This is a genomic window from Tianweitania populi (assembly GCF_014652875.1).
Classification (GTDB): Bacteria; Pseudomonadota; Alphaproteobacteria; order Rhizobiales; family Rhizobiaceae; genus Tianweitania; species Tianweitania populi.
This window is the reverse complement of record NZ_BMZQ01000001.1, coordinates 220167-242138: the sequence shown is the minus strand read 5'-3', so window position 1 is coordinate 242138 and position 21972 is coordinate 220167. Positions and strand designations below refer to the sequence as shown.

Sequence of the window (21972 nt, the reverse complement as noted above, 5' to 3'; positions counted from 1 at the left end):
CTCGCCTAAGGGTGGGAGGGCGGAAAGGCAAGATTGACGCTAGCGTTCGTAGTGGAAACGGCAAGCGGAGATCTCAACGATCTGATCTTGGCCTTTGCCCGTCACGCGATAGATAATGCGGTGTTCGTGCGAAAGCCGCCTCGACCACCAACCGGAAAGCTCACGTCTGAGCGGCTCTGGCTTGCCGGTGCCTTCGAAAGGGTGCCGACGGATTTCCTTGATGATCTCATTGAGGCGCGCGAGCATCTTTGGGTCGGCTTGCCAAAAGAGGTAGTCGCCCCAGCCGCGTTCGGTCCAAAGAACCTTCACTTCATTTTCGTCTCAGGCTCGATCAGATCGTGTTCAAAAACATGACCGGCGTTCGCCTCAGCAATGGACTGACGAAGATGTTCGGCATTGGCCGGATTGCCGAGCAGGTAGAGCGTTTCTTGCATGCTTTCCCAATCCGCCAGAGGCAGCACGACGACCGCCTCATTGTTCTGGCGCGTTATCACCAGTTCAGTTCGGTCGGCTGTAACTTCGTCCAGATATTTTGCGACATTCGCACGGAAGTCGCTAACGGTTGCATAGCCCATCTCGGCCTCCAAAGCTGAACGTACATATACACGTACATGTGCAATATAACAACCGTCTTGACGCCCCGCCTCGCCCCTGCCACTCCCGATCCCTATGGAAACCATTCAATCGTCGGGCGTGCGCGGGCGCGTCAAGGATGCGCCGTCGGGGCACTGGACCTATCGCCTGCTTCCGCGCGCGATGTGGCCCTATGCGCAGCTGGCCCGTTGGGACCGGCCGATCGGCTGGCAGTTGCTGCTTTGGCCTTGCTGGTGGTCGGCAGCGATGGCTGCTGCGGCCAATGCTCAGGCTGGCGATCCGCTGCTGAGCGTACTGCCCTCGCTTTGGCACATCGTCCTGTTTTTGGTCGGCTCAATCGCCATGCGTGGTGCCGGCTGCACCTATAATGACATTGTGGATGTCGACATCGACGAGAAGGTCGACCGAACCCGCTCGCGCCCGCTGCCGGCTGGTCAGGTCAGCCGAAAGCAGGCCTGGGCGTTCTTGGTTGCGCAGGCGCTGGTCGGACTGGCCGTGCTGCTGCAGTTCAACACATTCGCGATCGTCACAGGTCTTTGCGCGCTGATCCCGGTCGCGATCTATCCATTCATGAAGCGGATCACCGACTGGCCGCAGCTCTTTCTCGGCTTCGCTTTTTCCTGGGGCGCGCTGATGGGATGGGCAGCGTATTTCGGCCGGCTCGATGCCGCGCCCTTGCTGCTCTACTTCGGCGCGATCCTGTGGACGATTGGCTATGACACGCTTTACGCTCATCAGGACAAGGAAGACGATGCGCTGGTCGGTGTGCGCTCAACTGCGAGGCTGTTCGGCGATCGCACCAAGGAAGCGCTTGTCTATCTCTATGGCGGCGCGCTGATCCTATTCGCTTCGGCCTTTACCTTGGCCCAGGTGCCCCTGCCCGCCATGGCCGGTCTGCTTGCGGCTGCCGCCCATATGTTCAGGCAGATCCGCGTGCTCGATATCGACAATCCCGATCAGTGCCTGAAGCTTTTCCGGTCGAATAACACTGTGGGCTGGCTCATTTTCATCGGGCTGATGGCGGGCGGCGCGTGGGCCGCTCTGCGCATCTATCTTTGAACCAGGGCGTTAGTTGCGGGCGATGATCTCTTCGCCGTCCACAACGAGACGCAGGCCGAGATTGCCGATCTTGCGGCGGGCGAGGAAGCGTGGCCGGCGTGGCGCGGAGGTCGCCCGCTTGCGGCGCGGCTTCGGTTCGCCATTGGTCACGCCGCCGATCGAGTCTTCCAGCGTGCGGGCCACGCCGTCGGATTCCACCAACAGCATCGGCAGGCGATAGGCTTCCGCCCAGGCGCGCCAGTCTGCGGCCACGTCGTCGAGATCATGTGCCACGAGCAGCGGCACGGAAAGCTGCGGGTCGGCATGATGCAGTTCGAGCGTCACCGTCACATGGCCGGTCTCGTCTTCCATCGCGCGCGCTGCGACGCCCTGGAAAGCCGGTGCCGGCAGCGCGATCGTGACGGGCAAACCGCTGCGTTCCAGCCAGCGGCGGATGACGGCGCCGCGCTTGTCGATCGTGAAGTGAACATCCCCTTGCTCATCGCGGCTGGCATAAGTTACCGCCTGCGGCAGGTGGAACGGGTCCAGGCGCATGTTGCTGCTTGCCCAAACCGGCTTCAATCCCGTGTTCATCATCTCTCGCCTTCCTGTTCTTCCTGAGAGCCTCTTCCGGCTGGCCGGTTCAGCTTCCGGGCCGGTTTTCCGGGCCTCGTTGAAGTGGAAGGTAGAGCGCGGTCCTTACCGCCGCACTTAAGAAGTTGGGTTAAGCAATTTCGGCTTTGCCGATGGTTATCGGAATGCAACCGTAATACATAAATCATCAAGCTTCGTATCCGAAGCATTGATGCTTAGCAGAGTGTGAAAATTGTTTGAGCTTTATTGCGCGCGAGGCGCGGCAGCGCGGCTAAGGCGGTCGTTGATGGCTGTGCCAAGCCCATGATGCGGGATAGGCTCCACCGCGATCATGCGCGCGCCATAGCGGTCCAGCGCTTGAAGATCGGCATAAAGATTGGCGGCTGCTTCCCGCAGATCGCCTTTTTCCGAGAGGTTACGGATAGCCACGGCCTGATCAGCCCCGATGCCCCGGTTTGGTCCGAAGGCCAGCAGCGCTTCGCCCGGTTCGATACGCTGCGCATTCAGACGCACAGACGCGTCAGGCGCATAGTGTGAGACAAGCATGCCCGGTGCTTCAATAGCAGGACCAGCACTGCCCGTTACTATCGGCCGACCGATGGCCGCTTCGATCTCTTCCGACGTCAACCCGCCCGGTCGCAGCAGCCGAACTGTATCGCCCTCCACTTTCAGGATCGTGGATTCCACGCCTACATTCGTGGGTCCTCCATCGAGGATGTAAGCGAGCTTGGAACCGAGATCGTCCTGCACGGCTTGCGCGCTGGTCGGGCTGATGCGTCCGGACGTGTTGGCGCTGGGCGCAGCGATCGGGCGGCCGAGTGCGGCGATCACATCACGCGCCAGTCCCTGCGGCATACGCAGGGCCACCGTGTCGAGCCCGACCGTCACCAGCGGATGGATGCCACTGCCTGGTTCCAGAGGCAGAACCAGCGTCAGGGGGCCGGGCCAGAAGCAATCGGCGAGGCCGGCTGACAGAGGGCCGAAGCGCGCGATGCGTTCGGCCATTGCACGATCGGCGACATGGACGATCAGCGGGTTGAATCGCGGACGGCCTTTGGCCTCGAAGATCCCCGCCACCGCCTCGCCATCCGTGGCATCGGCAGCGAGGCCATAGACGGTCTCCGTCGGCACCGCGACGAGCCGGCCGGCGGCGAGTTCGGCAACGGCCCGCTCTATTGCCGCGCGGTCCGACATCGATCAGCCCGCGATGCGCGAGAAGTCCGCGACCTGACCGGTGGCGGCGCGGATGCGCTGCAACAGCGCGAGACGATTGGCCCGCACGCCTTCATCCTCATCATTAACGAGAACGCCGTCGAAGAAGGCGTCGACCGGCGCGCGCAGCTGGCTCAACGCCTGCATGGCGGCGGAAAAGTCTTGTGCCTGAATCGCTTGCGCGGCGTCCTTCTCGGCCTGGTTCACAGCGGCAAATAGCGCTTCTTCCTGCGGCAGCGTGAACTTTGCGGCATCCACGGTGGCGGCGACTCGTGTGCCCTTCTTTTCTTCGGCGGCCAGAATGTTCGCTGCACGCTTGGTGCCGGCCAGCAGGTTCTTGCCGTCTTCCGTGTCGAGGAACGTGCCCAGCGCTTCGACGCGGCGGACGATCAGGAGGAGATCGTCGTTGGCCGAGTCCGTCGCCAGAACGGCGTCGATCAGATCATGCCGCGCGCCACGATCACGGAGGTAGACCTTGAGGCGATCGTGGAAGAAGGAGAGGAGATCCAGACTGTTCTGATTAACATCAAGGCCTTTGTGGAAGACGGACGCAATGGCACGGCCAATCGCGTTGATCGTGCCATTCGACTGATCGGACACTGTGGGGATGTTCTTGCCAGCAAGACCGTCATGCTGCTCCAGAAGAGGAAGCAGCTTCAGCTCGACCCCGTTCTCCACCAAAATCCGGATCACGCCCAGCGCAGCGCGGCGCAGGGCATACGGGTCCTTGCTCCCCGTCGGCTTCTCGTCGATCGCCCAGAAGCCAACCAGCGTATCAAGCTTGTCGGCAAGCGCCACCGTCACTGAAACCGGATCGGTCGGCACATGATCGGACGGACCTTGCGGCTTGTAGTGTTCTTCGAGGGCCGCAGCGACGGAAGGCTGCTCGCCTTGCAGAAGCGCATATTTGCGACCCATGACACCCTGCAGTTCCGGAAACTCGCCGACCGCTTCGGTGGTGAGATCGGCCTTGGCGAGCACCGCCGCGCGCTTGGCCTGCGCGGGATCGGCGCCGATGATTGGCGCCAGTTCTTCCGCCAATGCCGCGATGCGGCTTACGCGTTGCCCTTGCGTGCCGAGCTTGGCGTGGAAGGTCACGTCCAACTTGTCGAGGCGCGCCATGCGCTGGTCGAGCGGCTTGCTGAGGTCGAGCCCAAACTTGTCGCCGGACGCACGCAGGTCTTCCGGGTCCGGCATATCGGCCTGGTCGGTGTTCCAAAAATACAGCGCATCGGAAAGGCGGGCGCGCACGACCTTGCCGTTGCCGTGCACGATCTCCACCCCGCCATCGCTCGCCTCGATGTTTGAGGTCAGGATGAAGCGGTTGGCGAGTGCCCGCTGATCCCCCTCCCCCTTGAGGGTAAGGGGTGGGGGTACTGAAGCGCCGAGCGTGTCATCACCCCCACCCGAACCTTCGGTTCGACCCCCCCTCAAGGGGGTGGTTGAAGAACACACAAAGCACTTCTGGTTGGCGCGAATGGTGAGGCGGATCACCTCGCCTGGGATCTGCAGATAATCCTCTTCAAACTCACCCATCAGCACGACGGGCCATTCCACCAGCCCGGAAATTTCCTCGAGCAACGCATCGTCTTCCACCAATTCCAGCCCGCTGGCGAAAGCGAGGTTGTTGGCGTCGTGGCGGATGATCTCCTTGCGGCGTTCGGCATCCAGCACGACCTTGGCGGCAAAGAGCTTGGCGACATAATCGTCGAAGCGCTTGACCGTGATCGCATCCGGCGCATGGAAGCGATGGCCGTAAGTGACGTTGCCCGAACGAATGCCGTCGACCTCGAAGTCGATCACCACCGGCTCGGCGCCGGTTTCCGGCCCGAAGGTGCACAGGATCGATTGCAGCGGCCGAACCCAGCGCAAGGATCCGGGCTTCGCCGACGCCTTGCCCCAGCGCATCGACTTCGGCCACGGGAAAGCGCGGATCGTGGCCGGCACGAGTTCGGCGATGATCTCCTCGGCGCTGCGACCCGGCTTGACGAGATGCGCGACGTAGAAGTCACCCTTCTTCGGGTCCGAATGCGTATGCGCCTGCGCAATATCGGTCAGGCCCGCCTTACGCAAAAAGCCCTGTACCGCCGCATCGGGTGCCTTGGTGCTCGGCCCCTTGATCTCCTCGCGCACGTCCTTGGAACGCGCCGTCAGCCCGCGAATGTCGAGCGTCAGCCGGCGCGGCGTCCAGTATTCCTGCGCGCCCTCATAGGTCAGCCCGGCCTCAACGAGACCATCGGTGATCATCTTCTTCAAGTCGCCCGCAGCCTTGCGCTGCATGCGAGCTGGGATTTCCTCGGATCGAAGTTCGAGAAGCAGGTCGGGCATTATTTCACCAGCGCATCTGTTTTGCAGATGATCGAGAAGCGGTCGGAGAGTGCGGCGAGTTCGGCCTCGTGCAGGTCGGCAGCTGCAACCACGCCTGTGCCATCCGGGCGCGGCAGGTCGCGGGTCGCGCTGGCATCGGACACGACGGTGGTGCCGAAGCCCAGATCGAGCGCAGCGCGCGCGGTCGAGGACACGCACATATGCGTCATGAAGCCAGCCAGAACGAGCTTCTTTCGGCCGAGACGGTCGAGCGCGTCCTTCAGGTTGGTGCCGGCAAACGCGTTCGGCAGGCCCTTTTCCACGATCGTCTCGCCGTCCACGGGTGCGGCCTGATCCGCGATGGCAAAGCCGTTGCCGCCCGGATCGAAAGCGCCGCCGGCCTTGCCCTTGTGCTGAACATGGATCACCGGCGCATTCGCTGCCCGCGCAGCTTTCAAAAGTTCGGCGATGTTGGCCAGCGCCGGCTGGACGTTTGGCAAGGCAAGCGCGCCGTCGACATATTCACGCTGCGCGTCGATCACGATCAACACGGCGTCTGACAGGTTCGGCGGCGTCAGGTCGGCGCCGGCCATCTGCAACAGGGTCTTGGCCATCATGCCGCCTCGCGGTTGGAATTAAAGCCGCCGGCATCGGTGAGCAGGAAAGCCTCACCGCAAGCCTTGGCAAGGTTGCGCACGCGCAGAATGTAGTTCTGGCGCTCGGTGACCGAGATCACGCCGCGCGCATCGAGCAGGTTGAAGACGTGGCTAGCCTTGATTGCCTGGTCATAGGCCGGGAACACCACGCGCTGCGGGCCGCCATCGCGCGGAGCGCCTGCCGCGAGCAGCGCCTTGCACTCGCCTTCCGCATCCTCGAAGTGGCGCAGCAGCATGGCCGTGTCGGCATGCTCGAAATTGTGGCGGGAATATTCCTGCTCGGCCTGGAGGAACACGTCACCATAGGTGACCTTCTCAGTCCCTTCGCGGCCATTAAAGTTCAGGTCATAGACGTTGTCGACGCCCTGCACATACATGGCCAGGCGCTCCAAACCGTAGGTCAGTTCGCCCGCCACCGGCGCGCATTCGATGCCGCATACCTGCTGGAAATAGGTGAACTGTGAGACTTCCATGCCGTCGCACCAGCATTCCCAGCCAAGACCCCAGGCGCCCAGCGTCGGGCTTTCCCAGTCGTCCTCGACGAAGCGAATGTCGTGCAGCAGGGGATCGAGGCCGATCGCCTTGAGGGAGCCGAGATACAGGTCCTGCAGGTTGGACGGGTTCGGCTTCAGGATGACCTGATATTGGTAATAGTGCTGCAGCCGGTTCGGGTTCTCGCCGTAGCGCCCGTCCTTCGGTCTGCGCGAAGGCTGCACGTAAGCCGCGTTCCAGGGCTTCGGTCCCAGCGCGCGCAAGGTCGTGGCGGGATGGAAGGTGCCGGCGCCCACTTCCATGTCATAGGGCTGCAGCACGGCGCAGCCGTAATCCGCCCAGTAAGCGTGGAGCGTCAGGATCAGGCCCTGAAACGAGCGTTTGGGATCGTTGTGAGCAGACAGTGCGGAAACGGACAAGCGAGCCTCGGGCTAACATCGGCGGCAGAGGCTGCCGTCCTAAGACGGGGTCGGGCAAGCGTCAAGGAGCGGAGGCTGTGCGGCGGGTCTCACCAAGCTTTGCCATTGTCAAAGAACGCGGATCACAGAGGCAATCCCCTTCACGCCTCGTCTTGCAGACACGGCTTCTCGCCTTCCCGCCCTGCAAGGTTCGGGAAGCGGACGCAAGGTTCCGCGCCTTTGTTTGATTTTAATACGGCGCGGAAACACTCGCGTCCGTCGGTGCTCTTGCCGCGGCACCGGGGGGCTGTTCGGATGGCTTTCCCCCTGGAAAGGTCCGAAACAGCGCTGAACCGGCTCGTGGCCCGGGCTTGGAGAGGACTGATTACCTCAAGATCACGCTACCGCAGCGCAACCAGCCCGGACACCGCCGCCCTCCTCTGATCCCCGGTGCGCACCAGAGTTCCCAACGAGGGCGATGGGGGGGGGGAGAATAGAGGGATGGGTTGAGGGCGTGGATAAGATTTCCAGCGAAAGGATAAGTGCAGCGGCAACATCAAAGGGTTAGCCGCACCCCCGCAAATTCGTCATCCTCGGGCTTGACCCGAGGATCCATGCCGCGACGGTGAATGAAGCTTGGGTGGGCCGATCGGCACCATGGCACGGCCGGGACCGTTCAGGCATGGATCCTCGGGTCTGCGCCTACGCGTGAGCTACGGCTTTGCCCAAGGATGACGAAGAGGATGCGAGGGTTGAGCGTGTAGCCTTCTCCCCGTGTGGGAGAAGGTGGATCGGTGCGTAGGGGCGGGATGGATGACGGTTTTCATCCGAGGCGGCGCCAAGCTGGAACACCCCTCATCCGACTTCGCTTTTGGCTCAGCCACTGCCCGGGGCGAGTCGCGGGCCTCGCCCGCCCTTCGGGCCCCACAAGGGGAGAAGGGAGAGCAGCACCCTTACCGCTTCGTCATCCTCAGGCTTGACCCGAGGATCCATGCCATGACGGTGAATTAAGCTTAGGTAGGCTGATCGGCACCATAGGAAGGCGTGGGGCGTTGTGCCCTCACCCCTTCTTGTCAGCGTCCGTCTTGGCGGGCTCGGGCTTGTTCTGGTCGGCATCGGCCGCTGCTGGTGGTTCGATGTCCGGCAGGCCGTTGGCCAGCTTTTCGCGGATCTTCGGCAGCTCGATGTCGGTCGGCTTGCGATCGACCGCGTGGCTCCACTGGAAGGTCGCTTCCAGCTTGCGGCCGACGCGCCAATAGGCGTCGCCGAGGTGGTCGTTGAGGACCGGATCATCCGGCTTCAAGGACACGGCTCGCTCCAGCTCGGTCACGGCTTCCGGGAAGCGGCCGAGGCGGTAATAGGCCCAGCCCAGCGAATCCACGATGTAGCCGTCGCTCGGGCGCAGCTCGACGGCGCGCTTGATCATGGTCAAGCCTTCGTCGAGGTTCTTGTTCATGTCGACCCAGGAATAGCCGAGATAGTTCAGGACCTGCGGCTGGTCGGGGAAGAGTTCAAGCGCCTTGCGGAAGTCCGGCTCGGCCTTGTCCCACTGCTTCAGACGCTCATAAGCGATGCCGCGCTGGTAGAAGATATTCCAGTTGGCGCGCTCGGGCGCGGAAAGCGTTGCAACTGCCTCGTCATAGACTTCCGACGCGGCCTTGTAGTTTTCCTGGCTGGAATAAACGCCGCCAAGGGCAAGGTAAGCGCGCATGTCGCTTTTGTCCTGCTCAAGGGCCAGACGCAGATGCTTGATCGCCTCGTCCTTCTGGTCGAGGTCGGCGAGGTTCAAGCCGATCTGCAACTCGGCCGCGCGCTTCAACGGCGAGCGGTTGGAGATCTTGGAATAAAGGTCGATCGCTTCCTTCGGCAGCTGCTGCTGTTCGGCGACGCTGGCGAGCTGCAGCAGGATCATGTCGTTGGTGGGGTTCAACGCCCTGGCGAACTGCAGGTAAACGCGAACGAAGTCCTCGCCACCCGACTGGTTCAGCGCGGATGCGATGTTGTACATCGCCTCGCCCGCACCCTCGGCCGGGTTCTTGACGAGCTTGCGCACTTCCTTGCCATCGCGCACATCGTTGCGCAGCGACAGGATCGGCAGGCGGCCGCTGATGAATGTGTCGGCATTGTCCAGCACCTTGAGCGCGGCATCCTTCTCACCCTTGCGGGCGAGGAAACCGGCATAGGCTTCGGCTGCGCGCAGATAGGTGTCGGGTGCTGCACCGCCGGCATCCTGGTTGGCGAGCGTCGCTTCAAAGGTCTTGCGCGCTTCATCATCCATCTTTGCCGCTTCGGCGATCAAAGCACGGTGATAGCTGACGAACAGGGCAAACCACGGCGGGCCATCGAGGCGGTCCAGCGTGTCGAGCGCTGCCTTCGGCGCATCGGTGCCAAGCTTAGCCCAGGCGGACAGGAGGCCGGTGACCAGCTGGTCGAGGTCGGATTCGTTGTTGCCGGCGAACAGCGTGTCGGCCTGCTTGTAATCACGCTTGCGCATGGCATCGATGCCGAGCGCGATCGTGCTGAAGCGGGACACGCCGCGCACCAGCTTGAGCTTTTCGGCATACTTCAGCGCCTGGTCGAAATCGCCCTGCGCGATCAAACCGAGAAACAGGCTTTTTTCGACATCCTGATTGTTGGGGTCGAGCACCAGCGCGCGCTTGTAATAGATCGTCGCGCTGGTGAAATCCTTGTCGATCTCGGCGGTGCGGGCGGCCAGAAACGCACCGGAAAAGGAGCTGATCGTCAGCGGATCGACGCGCTTGGCGCTTTCGGCCGGCGTTTCCTTGGCGAAAACCGGCTGGATTGCGGTGGACAATCCGGCCGCCAGAATCAGCGCCGTCACCGCGCCCTTTGCCATCTGCCGCATCGTAAAACCCTTTCCGGGCGCAAGGCCCGCTCCCGTTCTTCGAACCGGCATGCCGCCTGATCGTGAAATCAGCGAACCAGTTGTCGCGCAAGCATGGCCTTTTTGCGGTCGGCGATCAACGCGCGATGCACGTTGACACCGGCTGAATCAAACCACGCGGCTGATGCAGAAATCGATGACGTCGAGAAGCGCCGTCTTGTGGCGCGAGTTCGGCATCGGTGCCAGCGCATCCCGGGCAATACCACCGAAATGACGGGCGCGACCGATCGTGTCGGCGATGGCATTGTGCTTCTTCATCAGGCCGAGCGCCTTTTCCAGGCCGGCATCGTCGGCATTGCCGCCCTCGATCGCCTGCCGCCAGAAAGCACGCTCGTCCTCAGTGCCACGGCGATAGCTCAGGATCACTGGCAGCGTCACTTTCCCTTCGCGGAAATCGTCGCCGACATTCTTGCCGAGATCCTTGGTGGAACCGCCGTAATCCAGCGCATCATCCACCAGTTGGAACGCGTAGCCGAGATTGGTGCCGTAGGAGCGCAGCGCCGTGCGGTCGTTGCGCGAGGCCTTGGCGATCACCGGGCCGACTTCCGCCGCGGCCGAAAACAGCGCGGCGGTCTTGGCTTTGATGACTTCGAGATATTCGTCTTCGGTGGTTTCGAGATTCTTGGCCACAGACAGCTGCAGCACCTCGCCTTCGGCGATCACGGCGGCAGCGTTGGCGAGAATATCGAGGGCTTCGAGCGAGCCGACATCCACCATGGTGCGGAAAGCCTGGCCGAGCAGGAAATCGCCGACCAGCACGCTGGCCTGATTGCCCCAGATCATGCGCGCCGTTTTCTTGCCGCGACGCATGCCGCTTTCGTCCACGACATCATCATGCAGCAGGGTCGCCGTGTGCATGAACTCGACGCTCATCGCGAGCTTCACATGACCGTCGCCCTCGTAGCCGAACAGCTTGGCGGCAGCCAGGGTCAGCATCGGCCGCAACCGTTTGCCGCCCGATGAAATCAGGTGATTGGCGACTTCCGGGATCATCGTCACATCGGAGCCGGCCTTGGACAGGATCAGCTCGTTGACGGCCTTCATGTCGCCTGCGGTCAATTCGACCAGCGCGGCGATGGAAGCTTCCGGCTTCTTGCCGTCTTCGAGGTTGACTACGACACCCACAAACACACTCCCGGACGCGACTTCCCTTGGTTGCGCGCGTTTTACGTTGGCTCCTCCTTGGGGAGCAAGAGGGCAAATAGCGCGCAGGGGCGCAAGTGACAGGTGTATCGCCTGCCCGTCCATGCACGTGGCGGTTTACATCCGTCCTTAGACCTGCCAGCAAAGGTGCATGATCGAGCTCCTGCGCACCAACGACCTTGTGGTCATCTCCTTTGTCGAATCGCTGATGCGCGATGCGGACATCGCCTGCTTCGTGGCCGACCAGAATATGAGCATCATGGAAGGTTCGCTCGGCGTCTTGGCGCGCCGCGTCATGGTCGATGCCGACGAGGCCGATGCCGCACGCAAGCTGCTGGCCGATGCCGGCATTGAGGCCGAGATCAAGCGCGACTGAGGTGTTTGACCGCGCCCACTGGCCGCCGCATACGATCGACGCCTTTCATCGCGGCGCATTTCACCTCGTTCAGCCGCGTGACCAGGGCCACCGCGCCGGCACCGATGCGCTAATGCTGGCAGCCGCTGTGCCCAGCGGCTTCAGCGGGACGGTTGCGGATCTTGGCGCAGGCGTTGGCGCTGCCGGTCTCGCCGTGCTCGCCCGCTGCCCGCAGGCCAAGGCGGTTCTGGTGGAGCGTTCGCCGGAGATGGTGGAGTGGGCGCAGCGCACCCTTGCGCTGGAAGCCAATGCCGCACGCGCTCCACGCGCCACGATTCTACAGGCCGACGTCACGCTCACCGGCGATGCCCGTCGCGCAGTCGGTCTCGCCGACAACAGCGTCGATATCGTCATCCTCAACCCGCCCTTCAACGCCCTGCCCGACCGCTCCTCGCCGGATGTTTTACGCGCGGAAGCGCATGTGATGACGCCCGACCTGTTCGAGCAGTGGCTGCGCACCGCTGCGGCGATCGTCCGATCTAAAGGCCGCGTCGCAGTGATTGCCCGGCCGCAATCTTTGCCCGACATTCTGCGCGCCTTTACCGGCCGGTTCGGACGTGCAGAAATTCTGCCGATCCTTCCGCGTCCCGACAAAGCGGCCACGCGGATCGTCGTGCGCGGCGAGCTTGGTTCGCGCGCGGCCCTCTCGCTTTTGCCGCCGCTTGTGGTTCACAACGCCGCCGGCAATGGTTTTTCGGTCCGCGCCGACGCCATCAACAACGGCCGCGCCAGCTTGTTCGGCGACTAGGATGCCATTGCGTGCTTCAAGCGCGCACCTACATGGGAGGCACTTGTCCACCGGAGAGTACCCTCGTGAAACGCATGCTTCGCCGCCTCTTGCCCAAGTCGATGCGCAAGGAGGGTGTCGTTATTCCGGTGGTCCGGCTCAACGGCACGATCATGGCCGGCGGCTCGCCGCTTCGCCCTTCGCTGAACCTTGCCACCTGCGCCGGTTTGCTCGAGAAGGCGTTCGGCATGAAGGATGCGCCGGCCGTTGCGATCTCGATCAACTCGCCCGGCGGTTCGCCCGTGCAGTCGCGCCTGATCTACCAGCGCATCCGCGATCTCGCCGTTGAAAAGAACAAGCGCGTGCTGGTGTTCGTGGAAGATGTCGCGGCATCCGGCGGCTACATGATCGCGATTGCCGGCGACGAGATCATCGTCGACCCTTCCTCCATCGTCGGCTCGATCGGCGTCGTGTCCGCTTCCTTCGGCTTCCAGGATCTTATCGCCAAGCTCGGCGTCGAACGCCGCGTGCACACGGCTGGGCAGAACAAGGCCGTGCTCGACCCCTTCAAGCCCGAGCGTCCGGAAGATGTCGAGCGCCTGAAAGCCTTGCAACTTGAAGTGCACGAAACCTTCATCGACATGGTGAAAACCCGCCGCGGCGCCAAGCTTGCCGACGATCCCGACCTGTTCACCGGCCTGTTCTGGGCCGGCAAACGGGGCGTTGCGCTTGGTTTGGCCGATGCGCTGGGCGATCTGCGCGGTACGCTGAAGGCCCGCTTTGGCGCCGACACAAGGCTCCGCGTCATCACGCCACCAAAGGGCCTGCTCGGCCGCCGCTTCGGCCTGCTTGGTGCGCAGGATGCCGGCCTCGCTGGCAGTTTCGCGGCCGCAGCCGGTGCCGGCCTGATCGAAGCAGCGGAAGAACAAGCGCTGTGGGCCCGTTATCGCCTTTGATCTGCCACGAAATCCCTTGTAGATTTAGGCTGAAACATTCGCGCCAAGGAGCGCTTGAACCATGCCGCAGATCGTCTTCTTTGCCGTGGTGGGCGCGCTTGCTTATGCCGGCTACAAGAAGTTCGTCGGTGAGGCCGAAAAGGTCACGGCCCGCATCAAGCGGCAGGAGCAGGAAGCCCGCGCCGGCAGCCAGGGAACGCTGATCCGCGATCCAAAGACCGGCGTTTACACCGTCGCCAAGGATTGACCGCCCCGCATGAAGCCGGCGCGCTGAGCCAGTTCGCGCCCGCCAAGATCAACCTCGCTTTGCATGTCGTGGGCCGTCGCGCCGATGGCTACCACCTGCTCGACAGTCTAGTCGCCTTCGCCACGTCAGGAGACCGCATTACGGTCGAGCCCGCCGCCGAAGACGCCTTCACCGTTTCCGGTCCATACGCCGCCGGCGTACCTCTCGACACCGGTAATCTCATTCTGCGCGCCCGCGATGCGCTCCGAAGCCGTATCGGTCCCACTGCCTTCCCCATCCGCATCCATCTCGAAAAAAACCTGCCGATCGCCTCCGGCATCGGCGGCGGCTCCAGCGATGCGGCGGCCACGCTGAAAGCGCTTTGCGCGTTGTGGCAGAGCGACCCGCCTCAGTTGGATCTCGCCGCCCTCGGCCTCTCGCTCGGCGCGGATGTCCCGATGTGCCTTCACGCCCAACCCGCGCGCGTCACCGGCATCGGCGACGGCATCACGCCGATCAGCACCCTGCCCGACCTTCCCGCCGTACTGGTCAACCCCGGTGTCGCCGTGTCGACGCCCGCGATCTTCAAGCAGCTCACCACGAGCGACAACCCGCATTTGGCCCCGCCGCCTGACGACAGCGCCCCGCAAACCTGGCTCGACTGGCTGGCCAACACACGCAACGACCTTCAGCCGCCCGCCATCGCAGTCGCGCCGATCATCGCCGACGTCCTGCGCCACATAGCAAACACAGGCGCATCCTTCACCCGCATGTCTGGCTCGGGCGCTACCTGTTTCGGCCTGTATGCCACGAAGGCTCAAGCGGATGCGGCAGCGGCGCAGCTGTCGCTCGATCATCCGCAATGGTATGTGCAGGCAACACTGCTCAAGGGATCGGACAGCGCATCATGAACCGCCCCGCCTATCGCATCGACGAGACAAAAGCCTTTTTGCCCGTCGGCATCGCCGTGCTCACCGTGTCCGACACCCGCACATCGGAAACCGACAAATCCGGCGACACACTGGCCGCGCGCATCGAAGAAGCCGGCCACCGCCTCATCGCCCGCGCCATCGTGCGAGACGAAATCGAAGCCATCCGCGCCCAGGCGCTAGCCTGGACAAGCGATCCGGCAATTGACGTCGTAATCACCACCGGCGGCACAGGCTTCACCGGCCGTGACGTCACCGTCGACGCCCTGCTGCCCTTGTTCGAAAAGGTCATGGACGGCTTCTCAGCGATCTTCCACCGCGTGTCCTTCGACAAGATCGGCGTCACCACCATCCAGTCCCGCGCCACCGCCGGCACCATCAACGCCACCTTCGTCTTCGCGCTCCCCGGCTCCCCCGGCGCCTGTAAGGACGGCTGGGACGAGATCCTCAAACCGCAACTGGACTACCGGCATCTGCCCAGCAACCTGGTGGACCTCATGCCGAGGCTGAACGAGCATCGGGCAAAAAGCGGCGAGTGAGCGAAGTGGGGCCTTCGAGGCTCGCTACGCTCACGCCGCAGGATGAGGGGGGTCGTTCCCGCTCGCTCAGGGGTCTGCGCTCGAAAAAGGAACCTCGCGGCTCTTTTTTTGGCAGCGCGGGGAGCCAGATGCCCTTCCACGATAGCGGCGTTCACCACGGTCCTTATCCTGAAGTGCGAGCATAGCGAGCCTCGAAGGACGCAAAGCACCAAATGCAGCCCTTCCCTTCTCCCCCTGTGGGAGAAGGTGGCTGAGCCAGAGGCGAAGTCGGATGAGGGGTGTTCCAGCTTGGCAACTCCGTGGATGAAAAACCCTCAACCGTCTCGCCGCTGCCGCGTCGATCCACCTTCTCCCACAAGGGGAGAAGGCTACGCACTCCACCGTCGCGCCATTAAATTTTATCCACGCCCCCAGCCACTCCCCGTATCCTCCACCCATCGCCCTCGTTGGGAACTCTGGTGCGCACCGGGGATCAGAGGGGGGCGGCGGTGTCCGGGCTGGTTGCACAACGGTAGTGCGATCTGGAGGTAATCAGTCCTCCCCAAGTCCGGGCCACGAGCCGGTTTAGTGCTGGTTCCGAGGGGCCTCCCAGGGGGAGGACGAACGGATCAGCCCACCGGTTTCGCGGCAAGAGCACCGATGGACGCGAAACCACCCGCGCCGTATCTAAAACAATCAAAGGCGCGGGATTTCGCGTCCCCTTCCCAAGCTTGGCGCGCGGGAAGTCGGACGCGTATGCGCCACAGCAGGAGCCATCCGGCCACCTGCGTTCTTTGACAATGACCGAGGAGACCCGTTGAAGCTCGCTCGATCACAAGCAGCAAAACTGGAACAGTGAGGTGCGTCCTTCGAGGCTCGCTGCGCTCGCACCTCAGGATGAGGACCCCTGGCAGATGCCACATTTTAATCAGACGGCGCCTCTTCCCCAACGCTCCTCATCCGGAGGTGCGAGCCCGCATAGGGTTAGATGGTGTTGAGCCAACCCATCGGGGCGAGCCTCGAAGGACGCACCTCGCCTACTCGCCTAATCACCAGCCAAGATCCCCGCATCCAGCCGCCGCGCCCGCACTGTTCGCGCCAGCGTCAAACCATCCCAGTCCTTACGCATCACAGACAGCGCGTCTGCCTTGGACACAAGGAGCCCCGCGCGTAAGCCCGGGCGCTTTAACGACAGCCGCTCCCAGAAACCGAGCCGCGTCGGCGTAAAACGCGCCGCACCGCCATCCATCGCAACGTGGCGCCGCACTTCATCGGTCCAGCCATCGACCAGCCGTGCGCCCAGTTCGATCAGCAGCAGCCAATCCCCTCGCGCGCGTTGCATCCCATCACTCAGCGACGCTTCGGCCAAAAACACGCAGCCCGCATGATCTGCCACACGGCTCGTACCATCCGTCGAGCCGCGATCCAGAACGATGACCTCGCGCACCATCCCTTCCACGGCGGCACTCACCAGCGAGGCCAGTGTGCGGGCCAAGGCTTCCTCGTGGTTTCTGGTCTCGATCAAAACGGACAGCATCACTGACATTTACCGGAAGCCGTGCGCAGACGCCATGATCACGGGGAACGATTTTGTTCTTGCTTCGTTCTGTTTGCGCCTCTAGGAATACATTCATCCACACCACGCGATTCGACCGTAGCGTCGATCATCAGGAGCGGGTTTGATGCAGAGTTTCGAACAGATTAGCCGAGCCGACCGGGCAGCCTTCACCAATGGCGGCGCTGCCTTGGCCAATGCCATTGTCGGCGAAAGTGGCATGCGCATTGCGCCCGATCGGCGGCGAGGCCGCTCAGCGGGGATCAATCCGTCCGGGCGGTTCGAGCCAACCAGCCGCCATGTCTTTGACGACGGCTGGAACACGCTGGAAGAGCTACCGCCCTTCAAGACGGAAGTGCAGGTCGAAAAACCTCGCACGATCATCACGCGCAATGAATCACCCGACATCTCCTTCGATCGCTCGATCAATCCCTATCGCGGCTGCGAGCATGGCTGCGTGTATTGCTTCGCGCGACCGACGCACAGCTATATGGGGCTATCCGCCGGGCTGGACTTCGAAGCCAAACTTTTTGCCAAGCCGGATGCGGCCAAGCTCCTGGAAAAGGAGCTCGCCAGGCCGGGCTACGAGGTCCGCACCATCGCAATCGGCACCAACACCGATCCCTACCAGCCGATCGAGAAGACGCATCGCATCATGCGCGAAATCCTGGAAGTGCTTGATGCGCACAACCATCCGGTGGGCATCGTCACCAAGTCCGCGCTTGTCATGCGCGACATCGACATTCTGCAGCGCATGGCCGAGCGCGGTCTCGCCAAGGTCGCCTTGTCAATCACCACGCTCGACCGCAAGCTCGCCCGCACCATGGAGCCGCGTGCGGCCACTCCGACGCGCCGGCTCGAAGCCTTGCGCGCGCTGAACGAAGCCGGCATTCCCGTATCCGTTCTGGTTGCGCCGATCATTCCCGGTTTGAACGATCCGGAAATCGAGCGCATCCTCGATTCGGCGGCGTCGCTCGGCGTGAAGGAAGCAGGCTACGTCTTGCTGCGGCTGCCGCTCGAAGTCGCGCCAATCTTCAAGGACTGGCTGCTGACGCACTACCCCGACCGTTATCGCCATGTGATGTCGCTGGTTCGCTCCATGCGCGACGGCAAGGATTACGATGCCGAATGGGGCAAGCGTATGAAGGGCAGCGGTCCTTATGCCTGGCAGATCGGCCGTCGCTTTGAGCTTGCCGCCAAGCGCCTCGGCCTCAATGCGAACAAGCGCCCTTTGCGGACCGATCTCTTTGAAGCGCCTGAGCCTGCCGGCAAGCAGTTGCAGCTGCTTTGAAGTCGCGCTCGGCCGGCGGGATCTAGGCCGACATGATGCCATTCCGTTTGGCCGGATCGTTCCCTTGGCGGCCAGCGGTTTCCTTTCCGGCAACGCCCCTTATGCCGGGAAGGACTTGCGGAGAATCGGGGGTGGTGCGAGCTTCGCCGCAACATGGCTCGCGCGCGTTCTGATTCTCCGCCCCTCTTCGAGGTTGTCTCGACCCCCGACTTCGCGCGCGAAAAGCGTGCGATCAAGGCCGAGCAGTGGCCGGTCGCCGGCGTCGATGAAGCGGGCCGCGGCCCCCTCGCCGGCCCGGTCGTTGCCGCGGCCGTCATTCTCGACCCTAAGCGCATCCCGAAAGGCCTGGACGATTCCAAGCGCCTGTCCGCCGACGCGCGCGAGGCCTTGTTCGCCAAGATCCTGAAAGGCGCGCTTGCGGTCAGCGTGTCGTCGATCTGCGCGGAATGCGTCGATGACATCAACATCCTGCGCGCCAGTCTGACCGCCATGAAGCGCGCGGTGGACGGCCTGATCCTTCAGCCGAAGCTCGTGATTGCCGATGGACGCGATGTCCCGCCCGGCCTGCCCTGTGCTGGCGAAGCGTTGATCAAGGGCGACCAGCGCTCACAATCCATTGCCGCGGCATCGATCGTCGCCAAGGTCATGCGCGACCGCATGATGACCCGATGCAGCGCGCATCATGATGCCTACGGCTTCGACAGCCATATGGGCTACGGCACCGTTCTCCATCGCGACGCGATCACCGCGCATGGACCCATCTCGCGTCTTCACCGCATGACCTTCGCTCCGCTGAAGGCTGGTCCCGATGTCGGCATTCAAACCGACTTCCTGCCGGAGGAAGAGCTTGCTGATGTGCAGCGGCGCGTTGCAGGCTAGGGCGCGAGCTTAGCTCAGCTCGCCGAAGCGAACGGTTTGGCCACTTCCCGTTAGCACGTGCTGAGATCGTCACTCGACAATCCATCCACGTCTCAACGTAGCCTGAGCTTGAGTGATCTTAGATGATCACTCCAAGACCGGTATGGTTATGTTGCAGCGTGGAGGGCGGCGTCCTCCACCAAACAAAAAGGCCGCTGGATCACTCCAACGGCCTTTCTTCGTTACTGTAAGCTGAACCTTGTCAGTTCAGCTTGGTTTTCACTTCTGCGAGCGACGCCTGGAAGGCATTTGGTGCGGCATCGCCCTGCTGGGCGAGAACCCGTCGCGCGGCTTCAACGGCAATGTCCACCGCGCTGGAGCGAACCGCGTTGACGGCTTCCCGCTCAGCCTGAGCGATCTTCTGCTCGGCCATCGTGGTGCGGCGAGCGACGTATTCGTCGGCCTTGGTCTTGGCGTCCTGGCGCAGGGCTTCCGCCTCGCGACCGGCTGCCGCGACGATGTCGCCTGCTTCCTTTTCGGCTTCCGTACGCTTGCGCTGGTACTCGGCGAGCAGCTGCTGCGCTTCTTCGCGCAGGCGGCGAGCTTCCTCGAGTTCGTCGCGGATGCGATCGGCACGTTCGTCGAGCGACTTCGTCACCAAACCCGGGACCTTGAGGTATACCATCAAGGCGAGAAAAAGGATGAGACCAACGGTTGCCCAGAATGTTGCGTCAAAATGCATGGCGCTCAGCTCCGTTCAGCAGCAACAGCCGAGGCGATTGCAGCACCATCGGCGCGCCCGCCCAAAGCTTCCACGATCGCGGCAGCGGTTTCCTCGGCGATTGCGCCGACTTCCGACATGGCGGCGTTCTTGATCGATGCGATGCGGGTTTCGGCCTCGGCAAGCCTCGTGTCGAGACCGGCTTCGGTCGCGCGACGGCTGGCTTCGGCTTCGGCCTTGGCGCGATCACGCGCTTCCTGGCCGATCACATTGGCCTTGGCGCGGGCATCGGCAAGGTCCTGCTCGTATGCGGCGACGGCCGCATCGGCCTCTTCCTTCATGCGAGCAGCCGTGTCGAGATCCTGTGCGATTCGATCGCGACGGACTTCGAGGATATGGCCGAGGCGCGGCAGAACCACCTTGTTCAGGAACAGGTAGAACAGGCCGAAAATGATCGCCAGCCAGAGAATCTGCGAGGGGTAGAACGTGCTGTCGAAGGGTGGAAACCCTGCGCTATGCTCCGTACCCGCTTCATGCACCGTCGTGCCTTCCATGGCAGGCGGCGTGTTGGTCAGCGGCTCGTTATGCGTGCCTGGTGCTTGTTCTTGCGCAAAAGCGGGCGCGACGAACATCGGCTTCCCCTGTGAATTGAAACCCGACCGCGGTTATCGCGATCGGGAAAGCCTCCGGTACGTCTGTCCAGAACCGCCCCATCAAGGACGGTTCGTCTTCGATCTCAACCGAAGAGCAGGAGCAGAGCGATGAGGAGCGAGAAAATGCCCAGAGCTTCCGTCACCGCGAAGCCGAACACGAGGCGGCCGAACTGGCCGTCAGCAGCCGACGGATTGCGCAGAGCGCCCGAGAGATAGCTGCCGAAGATGTTGCCGAGGCCGAGTGCCGTACCGGCCATGCCGAAGCAGGCAAGTCCTGCGCCGATTGCCTTTGCTGCTTCCACTTCCATTGTAGGCTCCTTTTGAGGGGTCTTTTGTCGAGGATAAACTGAGGCGGGATCCGCCGGTGAAGGATAGCGGCCGTTTAGTGGCCGCCGGGATGCACCGCGTCGTTGAGGTACATGCAGGTGAGAACGGCGAAAACGTAGGCCTGCAGGAAAGCGACGAGGAACTCAAGTCCGGTCAGCGCAACCGTCATGGCCAGCGGCAGGATGGCGCCACCGATGCCCACGGCGCCCATCGCACCAAGCGACGCGACGAAGCCGGCAAAGACTTTCAGCGTAATGTGGCCGGCCAGCATGTTGGCGAACAAACGAACCGAAAGGCTGATCGGGCGCGACAGGAAGGAAATGACTTCGATCAGCGCAACAATCGGCACGATCGCGGTCGGAACGCCGCTCGGGACGAAGATCTTGAAGAAGCCAACACCGTGCTTCATCAGGCCATAAACGATCACGGTCAGGATCACGAACAGCGCCAGCATGAAGGTGACGATGAGGTGGCTGGTGACGGTGAAGAAGTAGGGGAACATGCCGAACAGGTTCGCGACCAGCACAAACATGAACAGCGAAAACACCATCGGGAAGAACTTCATGCCCCCGCTGCCGGCAGAATCCCGCAGCATCCCCGCAATGAACTCATAGGACATTTCGGAGATCGACTGCAGCCGGCCGGGGATCAGGCCGCGGCTGGACGTCGACAGAAACAGGAATGCGCCAGCCGTTGCGACCGTCAGCGCCATGAAAAGCGACGAGTTGGTGAATGAGAAATCCAGCCCGCCGATCTCGATCGGAACCAGGCGGGAGATCTGAAACTGGTGGATCGGATCGTTGGCCACCGCTACCCCTTGCTCTTCCATCGGGCCCGAAGGCCAGTTCACATGATGCGGCGGATGCCGCGTCTTATCGAAATACGACCGAAGCCGCTACTTGCGATCCGTGTCGGCCGGCGGCGCATCCGACGAGTGTAAGCCCGCATCCGCCACAAGCCCCGCAGACCGCAGGACATTCAGAACACCGGCACCAAATCCGAGAAGCAAGAAAATGATCAAGCCCCAAGGAGACGTACCGGCAAAGCGATCAACGATCCAGCCTAGCCCAGCGCCAACGACGATCCCCGCGATGAACTCGCTGGAAAGCTTCATTGCCTGGCCATAACCGGTCGCGCCACGCGATTTTGCATCTCCGGCCCCGACTTGCGTCTCGGGGCGCCGCGACGCCAGTTTGGCGCCAAGGTCGCGCCGACGTCTATCGAGACCGTCGTCGCCTGATGCGTCGGCACCGCCCGTATAGGCCCGCTCGTTGGAAGGATCTTCAGGCCTGTTGTTTCCGGCCATCCGCGTCCTCCCGTCAGAGCAGGCACCCGATAGGACCGCCGCTTCAAAGTCGGCCGCACCATAGTTAGGTCACAATCCCCCGTCAAGCCGCGAAAGTCGCGCTTCACACATGCTTTTTCAGGTTCGAAAACAGGCACTTAGCTTTGTGCGA

24 protein-coding genes are annotated in these 21972 nt (G+C 62.8%); 9 read left to right on the top strand and 15 right to left on the bottom strand.

The genetic code is table 11. The features are described from left to right. Positions 1–39: 39 nt before the first annotated feature. Both IE166_RS01190 and IE166_RS01185 read right to left on the bottom strand, forming a co-directional pair. Positions 40–309, bottom strand: coding sequence for a Txe/YoeB family addiction module toxin (locus tag IE166_RS01190; RefSeq protein WP_189501081.1), 270 nt, complete (start codon positions 307–309; stop codon positions 40–42). Continuing rightward, a complete protein-coding gene (locus tag IE166_RS01185; protein ID WP_189501079.1) occupies positions 306–575 on the bottom strand; it encodes a type II toxin-antitoxin system Phd/YefM family antitoxin in 270 nt (89 codons plus the stop codon). The genes IE166_RS01190 and IE166_RS01185 overlap by 4 nt, the downstream gene beginning before the upstream one ends. 94 nt (positions 576–669) lie before the next feature. Here IE166_RS01185 and ubiA point away from each other — a divergent pair, with 94 nt between their 5' ends. Next, positions 670–1653, top strand: coding sequence for a 4-hydroxybenzoate octaprenyltransferase (ubiA, locus tag IE166_RS01180; protein ID WP_189501077.1), 984 nt, complete (start codon positions 670–672; stop codon positions 1651–1653). 9 nt (positions 1654–1662) lie between these two features. On the opposite strand, the gene IE166_RS01175 is transcribed toward ubiA, so the two are convergent. The 7 genes from IE166_RS01175 to IE166_RS01145 all read right to left on the bottom strand — a co-directional run bounded on the left by IE166_RS01175 (position 1663) and on the right by IE166_RS01145 (position 11321). Further along, positions 1663–2226, bottom strand: a complete 564-nt coding sequence (locus IE166_RS01175; protein WP_189503166.1) for a DUF6101 family protein — start codon at positions 2224–2226, stop codon at positions 1663–1665. Positions 2227–2469: 243 nt separating this feature from the next. Next, complete coding sequence (locus IE166_RS01170) at positions 2470–3420, bottom strand: L-threonylcarbamoyladenylate synthase (protein WP_189501075.1); 951 nt, start codon at positions 3418–3420, stop codon at positions 2470–2472. 3 nt (positions 3421–3423) lie between these two features. Then, on the bottom strand, positions 3424–5766 hold the full coding sequence (gene glyS, locus IE166_RS01165) for a glycine--tRNA ligase subunit beta (protein ID WP_189501072.1): 2343 nt from the start codon (positions 5764–5766) through the stop codon (positions 3424–3426). Next, positions 5766–6362 (bottom strand): cysteine hydrolase family protein, encoded by a 597-nt coding sequence (locus IE166_RS01160; protein ID WP_189501070.1) that lies wholly within the window; start codon positions 6360–6362, stop codon positions 5766–5768. The genes glyS and IE166_RS01160 overlap by 1 nt, the downstream gene beginning before the upstream one ends. Then, complete coding sequence (locus tag IE166_RS01155) at positions 6359–7312, bottom strand: glycine--tRNA ligase subunit alpha (RefSeq protein WP_189501068.1); 954 nt, start codon at positions 7310–7312, stop codon at positions 6359–6361. The genes IE166_RS01160 and IE166_RS01155 overlap by 4 nt, the downstream gene beginning before the upstream one ends. Before the next feature lie 1039 nt (positions 7313–8351). Next, positions 8352–10157, bottom strand: a complete 1806-nt coding sequence (locus tag IE166_RS01150) for a tetratricopeptide repeat protein (protein ID WP_189501066.1) — start codon at positions 10155–10157, stop codon at positions 8352–8354. 147 nt (positions 10158–10304) lie between these two features. Then, positions 10305–11321 (bottom strand): polyprenyl synthetase family protein, encoded by a 1017-nt coding sequence (locus IE166_RS01145; protein ID WP_189501064.1) that lies wholly within the window; start codon positions 11319–11321, stop codon positions 10305–10307. Between the two features lie 169 nt (positions 11322–11490). Here IE166_RS01145 and IE166_RS01140 point away from each other — a divergent pair, with 169 nt between their 5' ends. The 6 genes from IE166_RS01140 to moaB all read left to right on the top strand — a co-directional run bounded on the left by IE166_RS01140 (position 11491) and on the right by moaB (position 15131). Then, positions 11491–11715 carry a putative signal transducing protein gene (locus tag IE166_RS01140; protein WP_189501062.1) on the top strand — a complete coding sequence of 75 codons (225 nt, stop codon included), beginning with the start codon at positions 11491–11493 and terminating at the stop codon, positions 11713–11715. Further along, the gene (locus IE166_RS01135) at positions 11681–12502 is read left to right on the top strand and encodes a tRNA1(Val) (adenine(37)-N6)-methyltransferase (RefSeq protein ID WP_189501061.1); all 822 of its coding nucleotides are present in this window, start codon (positions 11681–11683) and stop codon (positions 12500–12502) included. The genes IE166_RS01140 and IE166_RS01135 overlap by 35 nt, the downstream gene beginning before the upstream one ends. 65 nt (positions 12503–12567) lie before the next feature. After that, positions 12568–13437 carry a S49 family peptidase gene (locus IE166_RS01130; protein ID WP_189501059.1) on the top strand — a complete coding sequence of 290 codons (870 nt, stop codon included), beginning with the start codon at positions 12568–12570 and terminating at the stop codon, positions 13435–13437. Positions 13438–13498: 61 nt separating this feature from the next. Next, positions 13499–13684 carry a hypothetical protein gene (locus tag IE166_RS01125; protein ID WP_189501057.1) on the top strand — a complete coding sequence of 62 codons (186 nt, stop codon included), beginning with the start codon at positions 13499–13501 and terminating at the stop codon, positions 13682–13684. After that, positions 13681–14574, top strand: coding sequence for a 4-(cytidine 5'-diphospho)-2-C-methyl-D-erythritol kinase (locus IE166_RS01120; RefSeq protein ID WP_189501055.1), 894 nt, complete (start codon positions 13681–13683; stop codon positions 14572–14574). Before IE166_RS01125 ends, IE166_RS01120 begins: the two co-directional genes overlap by 4 nt. Continuing rightward, positions 14571–15131: a molybdenum cofactor biosynthesis protein B gene (moaB, locus tag IE166_RS01115; protein WP_189501053.1), complete on the top strand. Its 561-nt coding sequence runs from the start codon at positions 14571–14573 to the stop codon at positions 15129–15131. The genes IE166_RS01120 and moaB overlap by 4 nt, the downstream gene beginning before the upstream one ends. Before the next feature lie 1024 nt (positions 15132–16155). Here the strand turns inward: moaB and IE166_RS01110 are convergent. Further along, a complete protein-coding gene (locus IE166_RS01110) occupies positions 16156–16656 on the bottom strand; it encodes a glycosyltransferase (RefSeq protein ID WP_308430507.1) in 501 nt (166 codons plus the stop codon). Between the two features lie 136 nt (positions 16657–16792). On the opposite strand from IE166_RS01110, the gene IE166_RS01105 reads away from it, so the two are divergent. Together IE166_RS01105 and IE166_RS01100 are read left to right on the top strand one after the other, a co-directional pair. After that, positions 16793–17956 (top strand): PA0069 family radical SAM protein, encoded by a 1164-nt coding sequence (locus IE166_RS01105; RefSeq protein ID WP_189501051.1) that lies wholly within the window; start codon positions 16793–16795, stop codon positions 17954–17956. A gap of 153 nt (positions 17957–18109) precedes the next feature. Next, on the top strand, positions 18110–18835 hold the full coding sequence (locus tag IE166_RS01100) for a ribonuclease HII (protein ID WP_189501049.1): 726 nt from the start codon (positions 18110–18112) through the stop codon (positions 18833–18835). 241 nt (positions 18836–19076) lie between these two features. Here IE166_RS01100 and IE166_RS01095 read toward each other — a convergent pair whose 3' ends face one another. The 5 genes from IE166_RS01095 to IE166_RS01075 all read right to left on the bottom strand — a co-directional run bounded on the left by IE166_RS01095 (position 19077) and on the right by IE166_RS01075 (position 21821). Beyond that, positions 19077–19556 (bottom strand): F0F1 ATP synthase subunit B, encoded by a 480-nt coding sequence (locus IE166_RS01095; protein WP_189501048.1) that lies wholly within the window; start codon positions 19554–19556, stop codon positions 19077–19079. A gap of 5 nt (positions 19557–19561) precedes the next feature. After that, positions 19562–20167 (bottom strand): F0F1 ATP synthase subunit B, encoded by a 606-nt coding sequence (locus tag IE166_RS01090; protein WP_189501046.1) that lies wholly within the window; start codon positions 20165–20167, stop codon positions 19562–19564. A 104-nt stretch (positions 20168–20271) separates the two neighbouring features. Continuing rightward, the gene (locus IE166_RS01085; protein WP_189501044.1) at positions 20272–20496 is read right to left on the bottom strand and encodes a F0F1 ATP synthase subunit C; all 225 of its coding nucleotides are present in this window, start codon (positions 20494–20496) and stop codon (positions 20272–20274) included. 74 nt (positions 20497–20570) lie between these two features. Further along, on the bottom strand, positions 20571–21323 hold the full coding sequence (locus tag IE166_RS01080) for a F0F1 ATP synthase subunit A (RefSeq protein WP_189503164.1): 753 nt from the start codon (positions 21321–21323) through the stop codon (positions 20571–20573). A gap of 87 nt (positions 21324–21410) precedes the next feature. Next, positions 21411–21821: an AtpZ/AtpI family protein gene (locus IE166_RS01075; RefSeq protein ID WP_189501042.1), complete on the bottom strand. Its 411-nt coding sequence runs from the start codon at positions 21819–21821 to the stop codon at positions 21411–21413. Between the last annotated feature and the right edge of the window lie 151 nt (positions 21822–21972).